Raw genomic sequence first — 19,167 nt, forward strand, 5'->3', positions numbered from 1 at the left:
ATCTACGTTTTCGTGAAAAAACAGTCCATTCTATATTAAATTCATGTTAAATCGCATCATTAATTGCCAATAATCGTTACAAATACAAAATTTCAATTGCGTTTTCCTAATTTAGGCATTAACTTAGCCGCCGTTATTAATAGTATTCATTCAAACCACACTCTGACAATTCACTATGAGCATAATAATTGATGTGCATGCCCGCCAGATCTTAGATTCGCGCGGTAACCCTACTATTGAGGTAGAAGTTTTAACCGAGAATGGCGCATTTGGTCGCGCTGCTGTACCTTCAGGTGCATCAACCGGCGTTCACGAAGCTGTTGAGCTTCGCGACAATGATAAATCAAAATACATGGGCAAAGGCGTTTTAAAGGCCGTTGAAAATGTAAATGAAATTTTAGCTCCTGAATTAAAAGGTATCGATGTGTTTGAACAAAATGCTATCGACGCTTTAATGATCGAGATTGACGGTACCGAAAACAAAGGAAAAATTGGTGCTAATGCTATTTTAGGTGTATCATTAGCTGTAGCTAAAGCAGCTGCACAGGAAAGCCGCCAGCCTTTATACCGCTATATTGGTGGTGTAAATGCTAACACGCTGCCAATCCCGATGATGAACATCGTTAACGGTGGCTCACACTCTGACGCGCCTATCGCTTTCCAGGAATTTATGATCATGCCTGTTGGCGCTCCTTCATTCTCTGAAGCTTTACGTTGGGGTACCGAAGTATTCCACAACCTGAAAAAGATTTTACATGACCGCGGTTTATCAACTGCAGTAGGTGACGAGGGTGGCTTTGCTCCTACTTTTGAAGGTACTGAAGATGGTGTTGAAACCATTTTAAAAGCTATCGAAAAAGCTGGTTACAAAGCAGGCGAAGATATCTTCATCGCGTTTGACTGTGCTGCATCTGAGTTTTACAAAGACGGTAAATACGACTATACAAAATTTGAAGGCGAAAAAGGTGCTATCCGCACCAGCGCTGAACAAGCAGATTACCTTGCCGAATTAGTAGCTAAATATCCTGTTATCTCTATCGAAGACGGTATGGCCGAAGATGATTGGGAAGGCTGGAAAATTTTAACTGATAAAATCGGTAAAAAAGTTCAGTTAGTTGGTGATGATTTGTTTGTAACCAACACCAAACGTTTACAAAGAGGTGTTAGCGAAGGCATTGCTAACTCAATCCTGGTAAAAGTAAACCAGATTGGTTCATTAACCGAAACGATCAACGCGGTTACTTTAGCTCAAACCAACGGTTTCACCTCAGTAATGAGCCACCGTTCGGGCGAAACTGAAGATTCAACCATTGCTGACCTTGCTGTTGCGTTAAATTGCGGCCAGATCAAAACCGGTTCGGCTTCACGTTCAGACAGGATCGCTAAATACAACCAGTTGCTACGTATCGAAGAAGAATTAGGCGCTAACGCTAAATTCATCGGTAAAGATTTCAAATACTTTAAAAAATAATCTTTTGATGATATGGAAGGCCATTTGTGTAAAGCAGGTGGCCTTTTTTGTTTTTCAAAAGTCATGCCGACTGTTTAAATCCGGTAGCATCTAAAGGTAACTGACATCTCCACGCCGTCATGCTGAACTTGTTTCAGCACCCCCATGAGAAAGGCAGGCGATTTGCTTAGCATGTGGCTTAGCAAGTGAGATGTTGAAACAAGTAACAACATGACGACATTTTAATGTCGTCTTCAAGGTTTTTTATACCTTTGCCCCTCAATCAAAGCCAAATAATTAAACCAAAGCAGTTACGTTATAATAATTTGTTAAAATAAACTAATGAACAGAAAAGGGATTTTGAGGATATTGGGTATAGTGCTGATATTGGTTTTAAGCATTGGGCTTGACAGGGTTACTAAAATTTACGTAAGGGAACATATTCACATCAGCGATAACATTTTTGTTATCAAAAACTTTTTCACCATACTGCATGCCGAAAACACAGGTGCTTTTTTAAGCCTTGGCGATTCGCTGCAAAACCCATGGAAATTCATCCTGTTATCATTACTGCCTTTACTGGCGCTTGCCTTTGGCGTTTTTTATGTCATGTTAAAACCGTCGATAGGTAAATTAACCACCACAGGCATTGTTTTGGTTATTGCCGGTGGTGCAGGTAATTTATACGACAGGATGCTATACGGCAGTGTAACCGACTTTATGCATATGAATTTCAAGATCTTCCAAACGGGCGTGTTCAACGTGGCCGACGTATCTATCATGATAGGCATGGGCCTCATCCTGCTGGAATCATGGCAAAAAGACCGTGACACTAAAAGAAAGAAACTGGCTGCAGACGCTGAAACCTCTCCGGCATAAGAAATCATACACGAATTAATTTGCAAGCTGGTTGTAATTTTTTCGAATTACACGAATTCAATTTAATATTAAGTCACAGTATCTTCTTCAATCAACATTTACACAGCAGAAATTGGTGTAATTAGCTTAATCAGAAAAAATTAGGGTAAAAACTCCACCTGCATTGCCGGCAACCACCGCTCAGATTTACAAGTTACTCCCCTGCTTCATAAAGGCTTAAAATTTTCTTAACAATAAAAAACGTATCTTTGCGGCTAATTACCCGTTCGCTTACGGTTTTGAGCCCAGCAAACTCTTCAGATCCGCTTATGCTTTCGCGTTAGCACATTATATATTACAAACAATCAGAATGTCATTCGAAAATTTAAATTTAATTGAGCCTATCCTCAAGGCTTTAAAAACAGAGGGATATACCACACCTACCCCAATACAGGCACAAGCCATCCCTATTATATTACAACACCAGGATTTATTGGGCTGCGCCCAAACCGGTACCGGCAAAACCGCGGCTTTTGCTATCCCTACCCTGCAGTTACTACACCAGGACAGGATAGCCCACAAGGAGCAAAAAACCATTAAAGCTTTGGTTTTAACCCCAACCCGCGAGCTTGCCCTGCAAATTGGCGAAAGCTTTACCGCTTACGGCAAACATACCGGCCTTAAAAACCTGGTCATATTTGGCGGTGTATCACAAAACCCGCAGGTTGACGCTTTGCGTCGCGGTGTTGACATTTTAGTAGCCACACCGGGCCGCTTGCTCGATTTAATGAACCAGCGTTATGTTCACCTGGAGCATGTTAAATTCCTGATACTGGATGAGGCCGACCGTATGCTGGATATGGGCTTTGTTAATGATGTTAAAAAGATCATTGCCAAAGTACCGGCTAAAAGGCAAACCCTGTTCTTTTCGGCCACTATGCCAAAAGAGATCCAAAGCCTGGCCGACAGCATCCTGAACAAGCCCGAAAAAGTTGAAGTTACCCCGGTTTCATCAACGGCTGATACCATACAACAAGCAGTTTACTATGTTGATAAGGGAGATAAAAAATCGCTTTTGATCCATATCCTGAAAGATAAGGATATCAAAACGGTACTGGTATTTACCCGTACCAAACATGGTGCCGATAAAGTGGTTAAAGACCTTAACCGTGTAGGTATCACTGCCGAAGCTATTCATGGTAATAAATCACAAAATGCAAGGCAGCGAGCTTTAACCAACTTTAAAAACCGCACAACCCGCGTACTTATAGCTACTGATATTGCAGCCCGTGGTATTGATATCGACGACCTTACACACGTTATCAATTACGAATTGCCAAACGTACCCGAAACTTATGTACACCGTATTGGCCGTACAGGCCGGGCCGGCGCCAATGGCATAGCATTTTCATTTTGCGACGCCGAAGAGCTTGAATTTTTGAAAGATATCCACAAGCTGATAGCCAAACAGATCCCTATTGAGGAAGGTCACCCGTATCCGCTTAGTCCGGCGGCTATGGCAGCTAAAATAAACGAAGCGCCTAAAAAAGGCGGTTCAGGAGGCGGTCAACGCGGTGGCGGCGGTGGTCGTGGCGGAAACCGCAGGTCAGGTGGCAGCGGTGGCGGCAATAGCCGTTCGGCCGGTAATAACCGCTCAGGCGGCAATAAAAAATCTGGCGGTAACCGCTCAGAATCAGGCAGGCCTGGTGGGGCCAGCGGCATGAGTGGCGCAAGGAGAGGATAGAGAAGGTTGAATAGATAAATAGTTGATTAAGTGAGTGTTTTTTTTTAATGCTTGAAAAAACCACTCACTTAATCAACCTAATAAACCAGTCACCATAAAAACAACCACCCGCCAAAAACATTTCCCTGTTAATAAGTTAATAAGCATATTTGTAACGGTCGAAAAAATTAAATAGCTTTAAATGAAAATCATTCAGCCGGTATCAATGAAACGCCTTATAGATCTTTTCAAGAATAAGTTTTTCCTGGTTACCATTGCTTTTGTGGTGTGGATGATATTTTTTGACAGGAACGATCTTTTTTCGCAATACCAATACCACCAGCAGGTTAAAAAACTAAGGCTTGAGCGCGATTTCTACAAAGCCCAAACCGACCAGGTGACCAAGGAGCTTAAAGAATTGACCACCAACCCCCAGCAAATGGAAAAATTTGCCCGCGAAAAGTATCTCATGAAAAAAGCCAATGAGGATGTTTATGTGGTGATCCCGGAGACTAAGGAGAAGTAAATATTCAGCAAGAATAGGGGCTTAAAAAGCGTGGGCATGTGCGATTCCCTCCCCTGGGAGGGTGTAGGGAGGGGTTTCTACGCTATTTTAACAATGTTCTATCAAAATCTTTCGGCAGTTTAATCGAATCATCGTCTTTCACAATCTCAATTATCATCCCTTCAATAGCCCGTAATACATTAGGCAGATCATCTTTTACATCCGCCTCGGCGAACCTTAAAAATTTAACACCCAAGCTTTCTAATTTCGCTTGCCGGGCATCATCTTTAATCAAGGCTTCATCATTGTAATGATACCTGCCATCAATTTCAATTGCCAGCATTAGTTCTTTACAGTAGAAATCTACTATATAATTATCTATACAACGCTGACGGTCAAAGTCGAAACCTAATAGTTTATTCTCCTTTAATTCTTTCCATAAGAGTACTTCGCCAAAAGTCATTTCTTTGCGAAGTTTGCGAGCTAACGCTTTTAGATTAGGGTTGTATGGAATGATTTTGACCATTTTTTTATTGTCGCTTTATGAAACCCCTCCCTACACCCTCCCAGGGGAGGGAACCGCACTGGCCCCGCTTTTATCTGTCGCTTATCTCGCCTTTGGCTTCTTTCCCTTCCTGCCTCTTACATCTCACAGTCTTGACTCTACTATCTTACACTTCCCCTTCCCTCTTCCTCAAAAACCACTCGGTTGATAACAGCAGCAGGATCAGCCCAAACAGCCATTTCATATCTATCAGGTCGCTGTAGTGCTTATCCTCATAAACCACCGTTTTGATATTTTCATTTTGGCGGATGAGATTTGCAAGTTGGCTTACTTGCGATGGCTTGATCATTTGGCCACCGCTTTGTTTGGCCAGGGTGCCGAGTAGTGCATGATTTGCGGCGCTTTGGCGGGTTTCGAGATTGAGCGGCTTTATGGTGAATTGCCCCGTAGCTTTAAACCCCTGCTTTCCATTTTGTGTTGAAGCATTGTAGGTGTATTCGCCTATAGGAAGGGAGCCGGCATCAAGCTGGTAGCTTTGTCCGGTACGGGTAAACAGAAAGCTGTAGTTTTTTCCTGCAGTGCTTTTCAACTCTATCTTTACATCGGGCGTATTGATCAGTTCAAGGGCTTCGTTGTATAGCTCGGCATTAAGGATTACATTTTCCCCTTCGTCAAACACATTACGGGCCGGATAAACGCGGAAACGCTGACGGTTTGCGTTGGCAGTTAAATACTGTACCGTTTGACTCAGCAGTTCATCTGTAGCGTTGCGATTGCCATAATTTTGATATTCGGCCAGTTGCCAACGCCACAGGCCTTCGCCGGTTAATACAGCAATACGTCGGCCTGCCTCATCGCCAAAGGCCAGTAAAGGATAGGTAGTAGCGACAGCCCCTATCTTCTGTTTCAATAAAACTGAACTGCCAGCAGCCGTTCCGTAACTGCCAAACGGCGCTATTAATGGCGGAAAGGCAGCAATTTTTTTCCGTGCCGAATCAGACAAGGTGAAAGCGGTAAAATCATTGGTTGGCAGGGGCATCACCTCCTGCGTTTCAGCACGGCCTGCGCTTATGTGTACCGTGTTTTGCTCACTATTAACGGCCTGCAGGTTACTTTGTGAACCAACGATATACCAAACCGGTGTTTTACTCTTAGCAATAAAGCTTTTCACCGGCGAATACTCGCCTGCCGAAAGCTGATAGAGGATCACCAGGCTATAATCTACCGGTTTAATAGCTGCAGCATCGGTAAGCGAACTTGCCTTTACCTCAAAGTTTTTATTGGTTTCGATAGCCTGCTTGATCACCGTTAAATCGGGATGCGGACCGTTATATAGCAACAGCACCTTTTGCCGGGCGTCCAATACTTCCACGTAAATAGTTTCGGTATTGTTTTGGATGGACAGCTCATTTTTTACAGGAGTAATGCTGATGTTATATTTTCTGAGTCCTTTCTTAGCAGCGTTTAATTTTATGGGAACGATCTTTTTAAAGTCGTTTCCGGTTACCGCGATACTTTGCGCATACACCTGTTTACCATCTTCGGTAACCGACAGGTTCATGTTTTCGCCTTTACTTTGATAGGCAGTGGCAAGCACTTCTATCACAAAATCATTCTCTAAAAAGGCCGTTTTATTGTAGTTTACATTGCCGATAAGCAGATCGCGTTTGGCAGTGGTATCACCAAGGGCTATAGTGTAAATGCTGGTTTTGATATTCCGGGCATCATATTGCGGATCGTTACCCTGGTTATATAAACCATCGGTAGCCAGTATCAGCGCACCGATGTTTTGATTAGTGAACCTGTCGTTAAGCTGGTGCAAGGCTCCCGCAATATCGGTTTGTTTACCGTTAAAACTTTTTGAAAGTCCCGGATGCAGGTCTTTATCAAAACTAAACTCCTGTACATCATATTTATCGCCAAGCTCTTGTTTCAGTTTAGCCAGGCCATCAACGAAAGCAGATGAGTTAAACCCTGCCGGTTTAAAAGTATTGATGGACGATGAATTATCCTGTGCAATAAGCACTAACGGTTTTTGCGGTTCATATTTAACCGATTTTACCAGGGGAGACATGAGCAGCACCGTTATAAAAAACACGGTTATCGCACGGATAGCAGCCAGTGTATAGCGTAAGTTTTTACTTAGGTCAACCGGTTTGCGGTACATGAGCCAGGCATATGCCAAACCCAGCAATAAGCCGGCAGGCAACCACCATCCCGAAACAGAACCCCATGTAAGTGAAAACATTTGTAGCTATAGTATCATCAGGGCGCAGATCATCCGGCCCAATAAACATTACCTGCAAAATGCGAAATTATTGTGAAATGAGGGGAATAAGTTTTAAACCTCACCCAACCCTCTCCAAAGGAGAGGGCTTAAAAGTTTTTTCAAGTCTCCCCTTTTTGGGGAGATTTAGAGGGGGTGCATTTTTACAACATCCCGCCATCAACAGGGATAACCTGTCCGGTGATGTAAGCGGCCATGTCTGACGCAAGGAATACACAGGCATTGGCTACGTCTTCCGTTTCGCCGGCACGCTTAAGCGGGATGCCTGCTGCCCAGCCTTCTACAACTTTAGGGTCAAGCACTTCGGTCATTTCGGTGCGGATAAAGCCCGGGGCAACCACGTTGGTACGGATATTACGTGAGCCAAGCTCTTTAGCAATCGATTTAGAGAAACCAATGATCCCTGCTTTTGAAGCGGCATAATTAGCCTGGCCGGCATTGCCCTGCACACCAACAACCGAGCTCATGTTAATGAATACACCTTTGCGGTTTTTCATCATGATTTTTGAGGCAGCCTTGGTAACGTTAAATATCGATTTCAGGTTTACGTCAAGCACTTCGTCCCAGTTCTCCTCAGTCATGCGCATCAGCAAACCGTCTTTGGTGATACCAGCGTTATTAACCACAATATCAAGCGTACCAAAATCAGCAACAATATCAGTGATCAGTTTATCAGCCTCATCAAATTTGGAAGCATCAGACCGGTAACCTTTTATTTTAGTGCCGAAGTTTTGCAGCTCCTGCTCAAGGGCCTGGCCTTTTTCAACAGACGACAAATAAGTGAAAGCTACGTTAGCGCCATGCTCGGCAAATTTTTCGGCAATCTTACGGCCTATTCCTTTTGACGCGCCGGTAACCAACGCGGTTTTTCCTTCTAATAATTTCATAATTAAAGTATATGATTTCAGGGCGGTGAAGTTAGTAGTTTTTTGTTTCTGTTCATAGATGATAGTTGTTCATGGTGGATGGTTCATAGATCATAGTAACAGCTTATAGTTAATGGTTCATAGCAGATAGTTCATAGTAGATGCACCGTATCTTTTTATGGCCATAGCCCCTACGATAAACGAAATCCCAAAAAACATGAACCATGATCTATCAACTATGAACCAAAACCCTACTTCAAATACTCCGCCGGTATCGGGTTATCCTTCCGTTCCCCATCATAAAACCACGCCAGGATCCAGAAGCGGGTACCGTCGTTAAACAATTCAATGCTATTGATACCGCGTTCGGTTACCGGCCCGTTGGCTGTGTTGCGCGATTCGTAGGTGCTCCACACGTGGTAAATACTGCCAAACTTTTCAACCCGTCGGGCTATCTCCCGCTCGTCAAAACCATTTTTTGACAATGATGGATCGGCCAGTTTGTGGTATTCCTTCAGCGTCATATAGCTGAACTGTTGTTTGCCTTGTTTATCGGTATAACCTGCACCAACATGAACATTGGCAATATGCAGCAGGCTATCACGCTCGTAGCTTATCTTCTCCCCTTTTTTAACGGAGACTACACCGTAATAAGCTTTCATGATACCATCAAGGGTACTTACATTATCGCCATATTTGGTAATAACCTGCGAGTGTGCAGGGAAAGTAATAGCAATGCTTATAATAGCAATGAGCAGCGGCAGGATATTCTTTTTCATGATGATGGTAATTTTGTATAAATCAGATTTTAAATGAATAAACAAAAAATATCCGGGATATAGTAAGGCTAAATAACCATTTGTGAAAATAAAAATGTCATTTCGATGGAGCCGGGCAGGTATGTGTTTCGGGGCGAAAGAGAGATCTTATACGCCGTGCATAGCTTTAAAGCAAGGTGTATAAGATCGTATGCATGAATTAGTTAAAGAAGAGTTCTTGAAAAAAAGGTTGTAGATTAAAGTGAAAACTAAGAACAAACACTTTAAATCAAGAACTCATGAAACAAGTTACACAATTAGATTTTAGCGGACAAAAGATTTTTGCAGGCATAGATGTTCATAAAAAGTCATGGAAGGTGAATATCCGGAGTGAGCAGATGGAACTGAAGACGTTTTCGCAAAATCCATCGGCAGAAGAATTAAGTGCTTACCTGAAGCGCAATTACCCTTTAGCGGATTATCATGTTGTTTACGAGGCAGGCTTTTGTGGTTTCTTCCATCAGCGGAAATTTAACGAGGCGGGGATTAACTGCATCGTGGTTAACCCGGCTGATGTTCCGACTACAGGCAAGGAAAAGCAACGCAAATCAGACCTTGTAGATTGCCGGAAATTGGGTCAGGCCTTGAGTAAAGGTCAGCTCACTGGTATTTTTATTCCCGGCATTGAACAACAGGATGACAGGGATATCATCCGCACTTATAATCAGATGGTAAAAGACCAGACGCGTTATAAAAACAGGATCCGGGGATGGCTTAACTTCCAGGGGATAACATTCGGTGAATCAGAGAGCCGGTATTGGTCTAATGTTTTTACCCGTTGGCTTAAAGAACTGTCACTGAATCCATCGGCGAGGACAGCACTTGACCTGAAGCTACAGGGCTACCAGCAGGCCCGGGATATGGTGCTGGCTGCAACCAGGCAAGTTCGCATCCTGTCCAAACAGGAACGGTATAAGAAAAGAATAACCCTGATCCGGACAATTCCAGGCGTGGGTGAGATCACCGCTTTATGGTTTGTAACAGAGGTGGGAGATGTTAACCGGTTTAAATCACTTGACGCTTTATGCGATTATGTTGGCCTTGTGCCAAATACTCACAGTACCGGGGACAAGGAAAAAGTATCAGGCCTGACCAGAAGGGCCAATCACCAGCTCAGGGAAAAACTTATTGAAGCCAGTTGGACAGTTATACGTACCGATCCGGCTATGACAATGGCATTTAACGATTATTGCAAGCGGATGAAAAAGAATAATGCCATCATCAGGATAGCTAAAAAAATCCTCAACCGGATCCGTTATGTGATGAAGAACGAGGCTCCGTATGTAATAGCTGTAGTGCAATAATATAGAACTAATAATGCAGGATAAAACAATCTGTTTTGTTATCTGATGATAAACCGGAATGAGAAATCCGCAGCCCTTTTGAGGTGTCTGCTTGTATAAGACTACGGTTATCATTTTATCTAATAATTTAAACGCGATGCTGCGGCCCGTTATGGTGTCCGCTTATAGGAGATTGATTGTTGTTTATCGATGCATTAACATCACTAAAAGTCGGTGAAGGTTTTCTTAGCCATGGGCGAAAAAGATAGACAATAAAAAAGTCTCCTGTTACAGAGACTTCTTTTATCTAATTCGGCGGATCATATTGCTGGCAGGTTGCTCCTCAGCAGAGCCTGTTTCCTCTTCTGATCTGCAAAGGAAAGTTAAGAAAACATGGCAACGCTTTGCTTAATTATTTATAAATTATAACTTTATAAAAAATCTATTAACCCAATTCTGGAATATCAGCCTTGCTTTAGATTATTTTCATCATAGGAGATTTCTCCTCTCGCTGCCGCACTGCCTTCGCATGTTCGTCGAAATGACATTTTTCTATAATAAATTGAAATTAAAAAGTAGTATTCAACGATACCCCGTAAGTCCGTGGGTTGCCTAAGTGTGTTGCGCCGAAATCATAGGCATAATCAATATATTTTTTGTTGGCGATATTGCTTTCCCAGAAAAACAAGCCGAACCTTTTAGTGCTTACACCTACCCTTGCATTAAACTTATTATAACCTTTTTGCTCAATCTGGTTAGCCAGGTCGAAATATTGATCGCCAAGGTAGCGCCACTCCCCGCGGGCAATCAGCTTTGTTTTAAGCGGACCGCCCAGGTCATAGCCATATTGCAGGGCCAGCATACTGGTGATGTTAGGTGTATAAATTTGCTTGTTCCCTTTTAAATTCACTTCTTCACCATTGCTGCCAACTACTAAAGTGGTATAACGGGCGTGGGTATAACCAAAATTATAATCAAACTCCAGGCCTTTAATTGGGGTAGCGTTAATTTCGGCCTCAATACCTTTGCTGCTTAGCTTGCCCGCATTTTTGGTAACGGTGATAGCATCGGGCAATATCAGGGTAGGCACCTGGGCGTCAGTAACGCGGGTATAAAACGCGGTTACATTTACACGGAGGCGATTATCTAAAAAGTCGTTTTTTGAACCAATCTCATAGTTGTTGCTGTACTCTGGTTTGAAAGAATAAAGCGGCGGAGATGAAGGATCAGAACCCAGTTCGGTAATGCCGCCCGCGCGGAAACCGCGACTGTAAGTAGCAAACAGGTTATTGTGTGCCGATACATGGTAAGCCAGGCTCACTTTAGGCGTAAAGGCTTTGTAATGTGCCGTTGACGAAGTATCCGAACGGGTAACCACCGACTCGCCGCCGTTTGGTAAAAATTCGCCCATTACGTTTTCCTTTTTATGCTCGTAATCATAACGCAAACCAGCAGTAATATCAAACTGCTCATTCACGGCATAAGTAGCCTGTCCGTAAACAGCGATGCCATAGTTCCGGTCGGTATTGGTATTGATACTGGTAAAATCAGTCATCGGCGAACCAACAGCGGCTGCGTCATCTCCAAAATAAGTGCCCTGCCTGTTTGGCGCATAGTGATAAAACCCATAAGTACCGGCTGCCCATTTCAGTTTTGAGGCAGATGAAGCCGGCGAGGTAAAGCGGAACTCCTGGATAGTGGTCTTTACTTTATTCCATTTGCCGCCATAATTGTTTACGATAGATACGGCGTCAATAGGCGAAAAGTCGCCATCAATAGGTGTGGTATAGTAACGATTGTTTACCTGGTAAGATGTTTGAGAGGTAAAATTAAAATCATTGCCGCTGTAATTGGCGGTTAATGACGATTGAAAAGTATTATCAACCATTTTGGTGGTAGCATTCTGGTTAACCTCAAAAGGATGACTTAAAGCATCGTCAGGCGAACCGGCTAAAGTGAACGCGCCGTTGTTGCGGTTGTTGTAGTTTTTTACATTTAGGGTGAAAGCAAGCTTTGAAGTAGCCAAAAACTTCAGGTAATAGTTACCCAAAAAATAGTGCTGCTTATCAAAGTGGGTATTGTTAAAGGCATTGGTGTAAAAACCATTAAAGCCCGAATAGATTCCGGCTACGCCTAAATACAATTTATCTTTTACCAGAGGGGCTTTGATACCCAGGGTATAACGTTGCTGGTTATAATTACCTACATCAACACCGGCAAAACCGCTCAGGGTATTTGATGGCTGTTTAGTGATCACATTGATAACGCCGCCTGTAGCATTACGGCCATAAAGCGTTCCCTGCGGGCCGCGAAGCACTTCTATCCTATCCACATCCAGCAGTTGAGGGATATAAGTGTCCAGGCCGTATTGGTTTACGCCATCGACATAGGTTGCAACGGCAGGGTCATATGATGTGGTGACAATACCGCGGATGCCGGTAACGGTACGCCCATCGCCGGGGGCTCCTGAATTTAAGTTAGGCACAATGGCGGTAAGGTCTTTCAGGTCCCAAAGCCTGTAATCCTGGATTTGTTTGGCCGAGAGCGTTGAAATGCTGAATGGCACGCGTTGTGCCTGTTCTTCGGTTTTTTGCGCTGATACCGTAACCTCATCCAACTGGTTGCTGGCATCATTCAACTGAATTGTTACCGGGCGGCTGGTACCGATCATATTTACCGGTATGTTTTTAGCCGCATAGCCAATAGCGCTGATGTGCAGGGTATATTTCCCGGCAGTTATATTTTTTAAAATAAACTTCCCGCTCCTGTCGGCACTGGTTTGGTAGTTGGTATTGAGCAGGTACACTGTAGCGCCCGCAACAGGCTGGCCCTTGCTATCGGTAACAGTGCCCGAAAAATCGCCCGTGGTTTGGCTCCGGGCCGAAAATGCAATAATAAGGAGTAATAGAGTAAATAATTTACGCATAACATAGGTATAAATGTGTACAGATCACACATTGTAATCGATTGTCAATATTAGCAAATGACGAACAATAAATAGTTACGGACACATAAATATTACTTAATTATGTAAAAAACATATTGTGCAATTGTAGTGACGCGCTCAGTGTTTGCGCGGTTATTCACATGTAAAAGCACGCCTCAACCGCGAGTTCTAAAACGGCTGATCATATTATGCCCGGGATAGCTCATCGAACTTAACCATGAAAATATCTATAAATCAAAAAAGGCCGCATCACCATGTGATACAGCCTCTCATATTTTCAAAGCAAAAACCTTTCAGCTTTCGCCTTTCCTTTAACCTAAAATATACTTTAACCTAAAAAGATTAATAACGGTAATACTCCGGTTTAAACGGACCTTCAACAGTTACGCCGATGTACTCAGCCTGATCCTGGTCAAGTACTTCCAGCTCAACACCAATTTTTGCAAGGTGCAGGCGGGCTACTTTTTCGTCCAGGTGTTTTGGCAGGGTGTAAACTTTGTTTTCGTAAGCCGCACCGTTTGTCCAAAGCTCTAATTGAGCTAAAGTTTGGTTGGTGAACGAGTTGCTCATTACAAAGCTTGGGTGACCGGTAGCGCAGCCTAAGTTAACCAAACGGCCTTCGGCTAACACAATAACGTCTTTGCCTTCAATGGTATATTTATCAACCTGTGGTTTAATCTCAACTTTGGTATTGCCATAAGTACCGTTTAACCAGGCCATGTCAATTTCATTATCAAAGTGACCTATGTTACAAACGATAGCTTTATCTTTCAATGCACGAAAGTGCTGCTCGCGAACAATGTTTTTGTTGCCTGTAGCAGTAACCACGATATCAGCTTCAGTAATGGCAGTGCTTAGTTTTTTAACTTCAAAACCTTCCATTGCAGCCTGTAAAGCACAGATTGGGTCAATTTCGGTAACAATAACACGTACACCGGAGTTGCGTAATGAATCTGCCGAACCTTTACCTACGTCGCCATACCCGCAAACAACAGCCACTTTACCGGCCATCATCACGTCGGTTGCACGGCGGATAGCGTCAACCAGTGACTCGCGGCAGCCATATTTGTTATCAAATTTTGATTTGGTAACCGAATCGTTAACGTTAATAGCAGGCATTGGCAGGGTTCCTGCTTTCACGCGCTCATATAAGCGGTGTACACCGGTAGTAGTTTCTTCTGATAAACCTTTGATTGCAGCAACCAGCTCAGGGTATTTATCCAATACCATGTTGGTTAAATCACCGCCATCATCAAGGATCATGTTAAGCGGCTGGCGGTCTTCGCCAAAAAATAAAGTTTGTTCAATGCACCAGTCAAACTCTTCGGCATTCATGCCTTTCCAGGCATAAACAGAAATACCGGCGGCGGCAATAGCGGCGGCAGCATGATCCTGGGTTGAGAATATATTACATGACGACCAGGTAACTTCGGCACCAAGCGCAATCAGGGTTTCAATTAAAACAGCGGTTTGGATGGTCATGTGCAAACAACCGGCAATCCTTGCGCCTTTAAGCGGCTGGCTCGGGCCGTACTCTTTACGTAAAGCCATTAGGCCAGGCATCTCAGCCTCAGCCAGTTCAATTTCCTTCCGGCCCCACTCTGCCAGCGACAGATCTTTTACTTTGTATTTAACGAATGCAGTTTCTACTGATGACATATCGATTTTATTTTTGAGAGTGCAAAGTTAACTTATATCCTTGTGAAAATGAAATGTTTGGTTTTCACTGACAAGAACGGGCAATTGTGCTATTTAGCAGCAAAACGTATAAGCTATCTATGCCTGCAACTGCTTTTGCTTCTCCCCCTGCTGCATTGTCAGGTTGCCGTTATAAACTCCGCCATTTTCAACGGATAGGTTCTGGGTTTTAATATCGCCGGTTATACGGCCTGTAGCTTTTATTTCAAGGGAAGAGGTATTAATATCACCCATTACCCTGCCATAAACAAATATTTCTTTGGTACTTATATTCCCCTTAACTTCTCCTTTTTCGCCCAGGATCAGGCCCTCATCAACTATTACATCACCGTTAACCAATCCGTCAATACGTGCAAAAGCCGGGGCTTTCAGGTTGCCTTCTAATACACTGCCTTCACTAATGAGTGTTGATATTGCCTGCAAATCGAGCGCAACCTTATCTTTTTTGGAGAAAATAGCCATGTTTTTAAAGTCTTAAGTTCTAAGTCCGAAGTCGATAGTCTAAATCTGGCGTCATAATAAATCCGTGGTCAACTTCGACTCCGGACTTAAGACTTCCGACTCAGAACTTATTTATTCAGGGTTAAAAAATTTACCGGATTAATCGGTTTCCCGTTTTTACGTACTTCATAGTGCAGGTGTGCACCCGTTGAATGCCCGGTTGATCCCACCTTACCTATGTTATCGCCAACTGTAACCTCCTGCCCCACCTTTACTTCAATTTTTGAAAGGTGGCCGTACAGGGTCTCCAGGTTGTTGATGTGCTGAATCCTGACGCATTTACCATAACCACCGGCCCATCCTGCAAAAACAACTTTGCCGCTGGCCGTGCATTTTACTGCATCGCCGCGGTTACCTTTAAAATCAATACCAGGGTGAAACTCGGCATGCTCCGAATCAAAAGGATCGCTCCTGTAACCAAAAAATGAGGTAAACGAGCTGATCCTCGGGTAACCCATGGGCGTAAACGCAATGGTACTTGTTAAATGTTTAAGGTAGTCATCATACAGGCTGTAAGCCTCGGTATCGGGTAGTTTTACACCTTCTCTGTTGCCATCGCCCCCTGTACCTTTTACAGTAAAACCTTTAAGGCCGCGCCTTTTCAAATACTCGTTTATAGTTTTAAGTTTAACCTCGATAGATTGAATGTACGACTGGGCAGTACCCTGGGTATTTACCTCTGCTTTAACCACCGGCATGGTGCCTTTAAGTTTAGTTATCTGCGCCTGTAACTGCTGGTTTTCGGCCTCCTGCGCAGCGTTTTCACGATGCAGGTAAAATACCAAACCACCAAGTGCCGCAACAACAGCTGCTATGCTCCACGCATAATGTTTAAGCCTGTTAAGGTGCTTGGTTTTTATTTGTAATGATTTAGTATGCTGTTGATTTTTGTTGATGATAACAACAGTGCTAATATCAGATGTTTTAGGTTTCATCAAATTCAAATAAGTTAGGGTACGCAAGTTAAAAATTACTGTTAATAAAACAATATTAAATGTATGTAAACAGGTTATCAATGAAATAGCCTTCTACGTTAATCGTCAACCAATTGTTATTATTCAGTTTTTATAAACGTAAACCAAGTATCATTTCTTATTTTTGTAACACTGATTTTATTGTAAAGCAAAAAAGAAATGATGTATCCGGAATATTTAGTGGCCCCGATGCGGGAAGATCTGACCAGGGTTGGTTTTGAAGAATTAAAAGATGCCGATGCTGTAAAAAGCGCTATTGAAAGCGAAGGTACAGTATTTGTAATGGTTAACTCGGTATGTGGCTGTGCTGCGGCAAACGCACGCCCGGCTGCTAAAATTGCCGCTGCAAACGGCAAACATCCTGATAAGCTGGTAACCGTTTTTGCAGGCATGGAAAAAGAAGCTGTTGATACTGCGCGTAATTATATGCTGCCTTACCCGCCATCATCACCTGCTATGGCACTGTTTAAAGATGGTAAACTGGTGCATATGATTGAGCGCTACCAGATAGAAGGCCGCCCGGCACAAATGATTGCCGACAACCTGATTGACGCATTTGAACAATACTGCTAATTTGAGCCGAAGGCGAAAGCCTGAAGCTGAAAAAGAGCGGAAGGCGGAAAGCCTGAAGCTAAAAAACAAAAAGAGTTGAAGGATTTTCTTCAGCTCTTTTTGTTTTTATAACAAATCGAAAATTCGATATCCAAAATCAGATTAATGGCATTGTGCTGCTATTTATCATCGCTGCTTTTGTCGTCGTCCTTTTCATCATGTTCGTCTTCATCGTCAAAATCATCGAAGTTGCCCATGTCTTCGTCATCCTCGTTAAATTCGCCGAAAAAGCGGTCTTCATCAAACATCAGCTCTTCCATCTTTTCCTGCTCGGGTGTGCTGGTATCAAAGCGGATGGCCCAGTTATCCGGAATATCATAGCTTTTATCAAATCCCCTGATCCACTCCACAAAAACAAGGCGAAACTCTTCTACCTTTTCCCTCATCAACTGCACATAGTCCTCTTCATTAATTTTCACCATTGATGCAAAAGATACGGCATTAAACATATCCTGCACTGCCAGTTTAATGAGCACAGCATTTTGCATCCGCAGCGAATATAAGCTGCCGCCTTCGGCACCAGCTATTTTTGCCTGGATGAGGGCGGCATTGCTGCACATCTGTATCGCCAGGTGTTCTTTCATGCTGTCTTCTTTTAATGATTCGGCAATCACATCTGCCAGGTCAAATAATTCCTGCGATTTTTGGTATACCGGGAGCTTTTCAAACTTTTCGAGTCTACGGGCCATGGGGTAAATTTACTACTTATAACACAAGTAGCCTCATATATAGTATTAAAGGCTTGTTAAAAAAACTATCTTTGCCGCATGAACATCCTGATTCTTGGTTCGGGCGGAAGGGAAAGTGCCTTCGCCTGGAAAATAGCCCAAAGCGCTCATTGCGAAAAACTTTTTATTGCCCCCGGCAATGCCGGTACCACCCAGTACGGTACAAACGTAAATATTAAGGTTACCGATTTTGAAGGCATTAAAGCGCTTGTTTTAAAAGAGGATATCAACCTGGTATTGGTTGGCCCCGAAGAGCCGCTGGTAAAGGGCGTTCATGATTTTTTCCTGGCCGACGAGCAATTGAAAAATATCCCGGTTGTCGGTCCGCAGCAGGAAGGTGCCCAGTTAGAGGGCAGTAAAGATTTCTCCAAACAGTTTATGGAGAAGCATAATATCCCAACTGCTGCTTACAAAACTTTCACCAAAGATACCCTGCAGGATGGCCTTACTTATTTAGCTACAGCCGGCTTACCGGTGGTGCTGAAAGCCGACGGACTCGCAGCCGGCAAAGGCGTACTGATCTGCCTTACTTTAGAGGAAGCACAAACCGAGCTTACCGCCATGCTGGCCGATGCCAAATTTGGCGAAGCAAGCTCTCGCGTAGTTGTTGAGCAATTTTTAACAGGCATTGAGCTATCGGTTTTTGTAATGACCGATGGTAACAGCTATAAAATTTTACCTGAAGCAAAAGATTATAAACGTATTGGCGAGGGTGATACAGGTTTAAATACCGGTGGTATGGGTTCAATATCTCCGGTACCATTTGCCGATGCTGCTTATATGAAAAAGGTAGAGGACCGCGTAATTATCCCTACTATTGAAGGCTTAAAGAAAGATGGCGTCCCTTATAAAGGCTTCATTTTTATTGGCCTGATGAACAGCAACGGCGAGCCATGGGTAATTGAATACAACTGCCGCATGGGCGACCCTGAAACGGAAAGCGTAATGCGCCGCATAGATTCAGACTTTGTTGATCTGCTGTCAGGCGTTGCCGAAGGGAACCTGAACGAAAAAGAAATCATCATCAGCCCTAAAACTGCCGCCACTGTAGTAATGGTGGCCGGCGGATATCCCGGTGAATACCTGAAGAATAAAGTGATCACCGGTACCGAAAACGTGCGCGATTCTATCGTGTTCCACGCAGGTACTGCTATGAATGGCAATGACGTAATAACTACAGGCGGACGTGTGCTGGCTATCACCACCGTACAGGATGATATATTCAGCGCCCTGCAACAGGCTACTGCCGATGCAAGCCGGATTTATTATGACGGTATGTATTTTAGGAAAGATATAGGATTTGATTTGCTTTAAGAAGTCATTGGGTCATTGGTCATTTAGTCATTTTTCTGAACCAGGATTTTTTGGATTTATGGATTCTCCGGATGTACAGGTGAATAGTCAAACTTAAT

At 43.4% G+C, this 19,167-nt stretch carries 16 protein-coding genes; 7 read left to right on the forward strand and 9 right to left on the reverse strand.

Translation table 11 applies throughout. The features are described 5' to 3' along the window. The first annotated feature begins 175 nt into the window (after positions 1-175). The 4 genes from eno to SNE26_RS18285 all read left to right on the forward strand — a co-directional run bounded on the left by eno (position 176) and on the right by SNE26_RS18285 (position 4,557). A complete protein-coding gene (gene eno / locus SNE26_RS18270; RefSeq protein ID WP_119407226.1) occupies positions 176-1,471 on the forward strand; it encodes a phosphopyruvate hydratase in 1,296 nt (431 codons plus the stop codon). A 321-nt stretch (positions 1,472-1,792) separates the two neighbouring features. Next, the gene (gene lspA / locus SNE26_RS18275) at positions 1,793-2,329 is read left to right on the forward strand and encodes a signal peptidase II (protein ID WP_321555356.1); all 537 of its coding nucleotides are present in this window, start codon (positions 1,793-1,795) and stop codon (positions 2,327-2,329) included. Positions 2,330-2,678: 349 nt separating this feature from the next. Continuing rightward, on the forward strand, positions 2,679-4,052 hold the full coding sequence (locus tag SNE26_RS18280; protein ID WP_321555357.1) for a DEAD/DEAH box helicase: 1,374 nt from the start codon (positions 2,679-2,681) through the stop codon (positions 4,050-4,052). Positions 4,053-4,233: 181 nt separating this feature from the next. Further along, positions 4,234-4,557 carry a septum formation initiator family protein gene (locus SNE26_RS18285; RefSeq protein WP_229701646.1) on the forward strand — a complete coding sequence of 108 codons (324 nt, stop codon included), beginning with the start codon at positions 4,234-4,236 and terminating at the stop codon, positions 4,555-4,557. Between the two features lie 82 nt (positions 4,558-4,639). Here SNE26_RS18285 and SNE26_RS18290 read toward each other — a convergent pair whose 3' ends face one another. From SNE26_RS18290 to SNE26_RS18305, 4 genes are all read right to left on the reverse strand, one after another. Further along, positions 4,640-5,062 (reverse strand): DUF559 domain-containing protein, encoded by a 423-nt coding sequence (locus tag SNE26_RS18290; protein WP_321555358.1) that lies wholly within the window; start codon positions 5,060-5,062, stop codon positions 4,640-4,642. A 145-nt stretch (positions 5,063-5,207) separates the two neighbouring features. Then, a complete protein-coding gene (locus SNE26_RS18295) occupies positions 5,208-7,289 on the reverse strand; it encodes a hypothetical protein (RefSeq protein ID WP_321555359.1) in 2,082 nt (693 codons plus the stop codon). Positions 7,290-7,471: 182 nt separating this feature from the next. Then, a complete protein-coding gene (fabG, locus tag SNE26_RS18300; protein ID WP_321555360.1) occupies positions 7,472-8,215 on the reverse strand; it encodes a 3-oxoacyl-[acyl-carrier-protein] reductase in 744 nt (247 codons plus the stop codon). 230 nt (positions 8,216-8,445) lie between these two features. After that, entirely contained in the window at positions 8,446-8,973 is a 528-nt protein-coding gene (locus SNE26_RS18305; protein WP_321555361.1) for a hypothetical protein, read from the reverse strand. A 278-nt stretch (positions 8,974-9,251) separates the two neighbouring features. On the opposite strand from SNE26_RS18305, the gene SNE26_RS18310 reads away from it, so the two are divergent. Then, a complete protein-coding gene (locus SNE26_RS18310) occupies positions 9,252-10,316 on the forward strand; it encodes an IS110 family transposase (protein WP_321555362.1) in 1,065 nt (354 codons plus the stop codon). 547 nt (positions 10,317-10,863) lie between these two features. Here the strand turns inward: SNE26_RS18310 and SNE26_RS18315 are convergent. From SNE26_RS18315 to SNE26_RS18330, 4 genes are all read right to left on the reverse strand, one after another. Next, positions 10,864-13,221, reverse strand: a complete 2,358-nt coding sequence (locus tag SNE26_RS18315; RefSeq protein WP_321555363.1) for a TonB-dependent receptor — start codon at positions 13,219-13,221, stop codon at positions 10,864-10,866. A 363-nt stretch (positions 13,222-13,584) separates the two neighbouring features. Then, positions 13,585-14,901, reverse strand: a complete 1,317-nt coding sequence (gene ahcY / locus SNE26_RS18320) for an adenosylhomocysteinase (protein ID WP_321555364.1) — start codon at positions 14,899-14,901, stop codon at positions 13,585-13,587. Between the two features lie 117 nt (positions 14,902-15,018). Next, complete coding sequence (locus tag SNE26_RS18325; protein ID WP_321555365.1) at positions 15,019-15,402, reverse strand: polymer-forming cytoskeletal protein; 384 nt, start codon at positions 15,400-15,402, stop codon at positions 15,019-15,021. A 107-nt stretch (positions 15,403-15,509) separates the two neighbouring features. Then, entirely contained in the window at positions 15,510-16,376 is an 867-nt protein-coding gene (locus tag SNE26_RS18330) for a peptidoglycan DD-metalloendopeptidase family protein (protein ID WP_321555366.1), read from the reverse strand. 201 nt (positions 16,377-16,577) lie between these two features. Here SNE26_RS18330 and SNE26_RS18335 point away from each other — a divergent pair, with 201 nt between their 5' ends. After that, on the forward strand, positions 16,578-16,988 hold the full coding sequence (locus tag SNE26_RS18335) for a BrxA/BrxB family bacilliredoxin (RefSeq protein ID WP_321560041.1): 411 nt from the start codon (positions 16,578-16,580) through the stop codon (positions 16,986-16,988). A gap of 158 nt (positions 16,989-17,146) precedes the next feature. Here SNE26_RS18335 and SNE26_RS18340 read toward each other — a convergent pair whose 3' ends face one another. Next, positions 17,147-17,716, reverse strand: a complete 570-nt coding sequence (locus SNE26_RS18340) for a hypothetical protein (protein WP_321555367.1) — start codon at positions 17,714-17,716, stop codon at positions 17,147-17,149. A 78-nt stretch (positions 17,717-17,794) separates the two neighbouring features. Between SNE26_RS18340 and purD the strand changes: the two genes are divergently transcribed. Then, positions 17,795-19,069, forward strand: coding sequence for a phosphoribosylamine--glycine ligase (purD, locus tag SNE26_RS18345; RefSeq protein WP_321555368.1), 1,275 nt, complete (start codon positions 17,795-17,797; stop codon positions 19,067-19,069). The last annotated feature ends 98 nt before the right edge of the window (positions 19,070-19,167 follow it).

The sequence above is a fragment of the Mucilaginibacter sp. cycad4 genome (genome assembly GCF_034263275.1).
In the GTDB taxonomy this organism is placed as follows: Bacteria; Bacteroidota; Bacteroidia; order Sphingobacteriales; family Sphingobacteriaceae; genus Mucilaginibacter.

What these genes read in the sequence shown, in the direction of transcription:
- SNE26_RS18290 (WP_321555358.1), bottom strand. Translation starts at nt 5,062, where the DNA reads ATGGTCAAAATCATTCCATACAACCCTAATCTAAAAGCGTTAGCTCGC.
- eno (WP_119407226.1), top strand. Translation starts at nt 176, where the DNA reads ATGAGCATAATAATTGATGTGCATGCCCGCCAGATCTTAGATTCGCGC.
- SNE26_RS18305 (WP_321555361.1), bottom strand. Translation starts at nt 8,973, where the DNA reads ATGAAAAAGAATATCCTGCCGCTGCTCATTGCTATTATAAGCATTGCT.
- SNE26_RS18310 (WP_321555362.1), top strand. Translation starts at nt 9,252, where the DNA reads ATGAAACAAGTTACACAATTAGATTTTAGCGGACAAAAGATTTTTGCA.
- lspA (WP_321555356.1), top strand. Translation starts at nt 1,793, where the DNA reads ATGAACAGAAAAGGGATTTTGAGGATATTGGGTATAGTGCTGATATTG.
- SNE26_RS18315 (WP_321555363.1), bottom strand. Translation starts at nt 13,221, where the DNA reads ATGCGTAAATTATTTACTCTATTACTCCTTATTATTGCATTTTCGGCC.
- SNE26_RS18330 (WP_321555366.1), bottom strand. Translation starts at nt 16,376, where the DNA reads ATGAAACCTAAAACATCTGATATTAGCACTGTTGTTATCATCAACAAA.
- SNE26_RS18335 (WP_321560041.1), top strand. Translation starts at nt 16,578, where the DNA reads ATGTATCCGGAATATTTAGTGGCCCCGATGCGGGAAGATCTGACCAGG.
- SNE26_RS18295 (WP_321555359.1), bottom strand. Translation starts at nt 7,289, where the DNA reads ATGTTTTCACTTACATGGGGTTCTGTTTCGGGATGGTGGTTGCCTGCC.
- SNE26_RS18325 (WP_321555365.1), bottom strand. Translation starts at nt 15,402, where the DNA reads ATGGCTATTTTCTCCAAAAAAGATAAGGTTGCGCTCGATTTGCAGGCA.
- ahcY (WP_321555364.1), bottom strand. Translation starts at nt 14,901, where the DNA reads ATGTCATCAGTAGAAACTGCATTCGTTAAATACAAAGTAAAAGATCTG.
- purD (WP_321555368.1), top strand. Translation starts at nt 17,795, where the DNA reads ATGAACATCCTGATTCTTGGTTCGGGCGGAAGGGAAAGTGCCTTCGCC.
- SNE26_RS18340 (WP_321555367.1), bottom strand. Translation starts at nt 17,716, where the DNA reads ATGGCCCGTAGACTCGAAAAGTTTGAAAAGCTCCCGGTATACCAAAAA.
- fabG (WP_321555360.1), bottom strand. Translation starts at nt 8,215, where the DNA reads ATGAAATTATTAGAAGGAAAAACCGCGTTGGTTACCGGCGCGTCAAAA.
- SNE26_RS18280 (WP_321555357.1), top strand. Translation starts at nt 2,679, where the DNA reads ATGTCATTCGAAAATTTAAATTTAATTGAGCCTATCCTCAAGGCTTTA.
- SNE26_RS18285 (WP_229701646.1), top strand. Translation starts at nt 4,234, where the DNA reads ATGAAAATCATTCAGCCGGTATCAATGAAACGCCTTATAGATCTTTTC.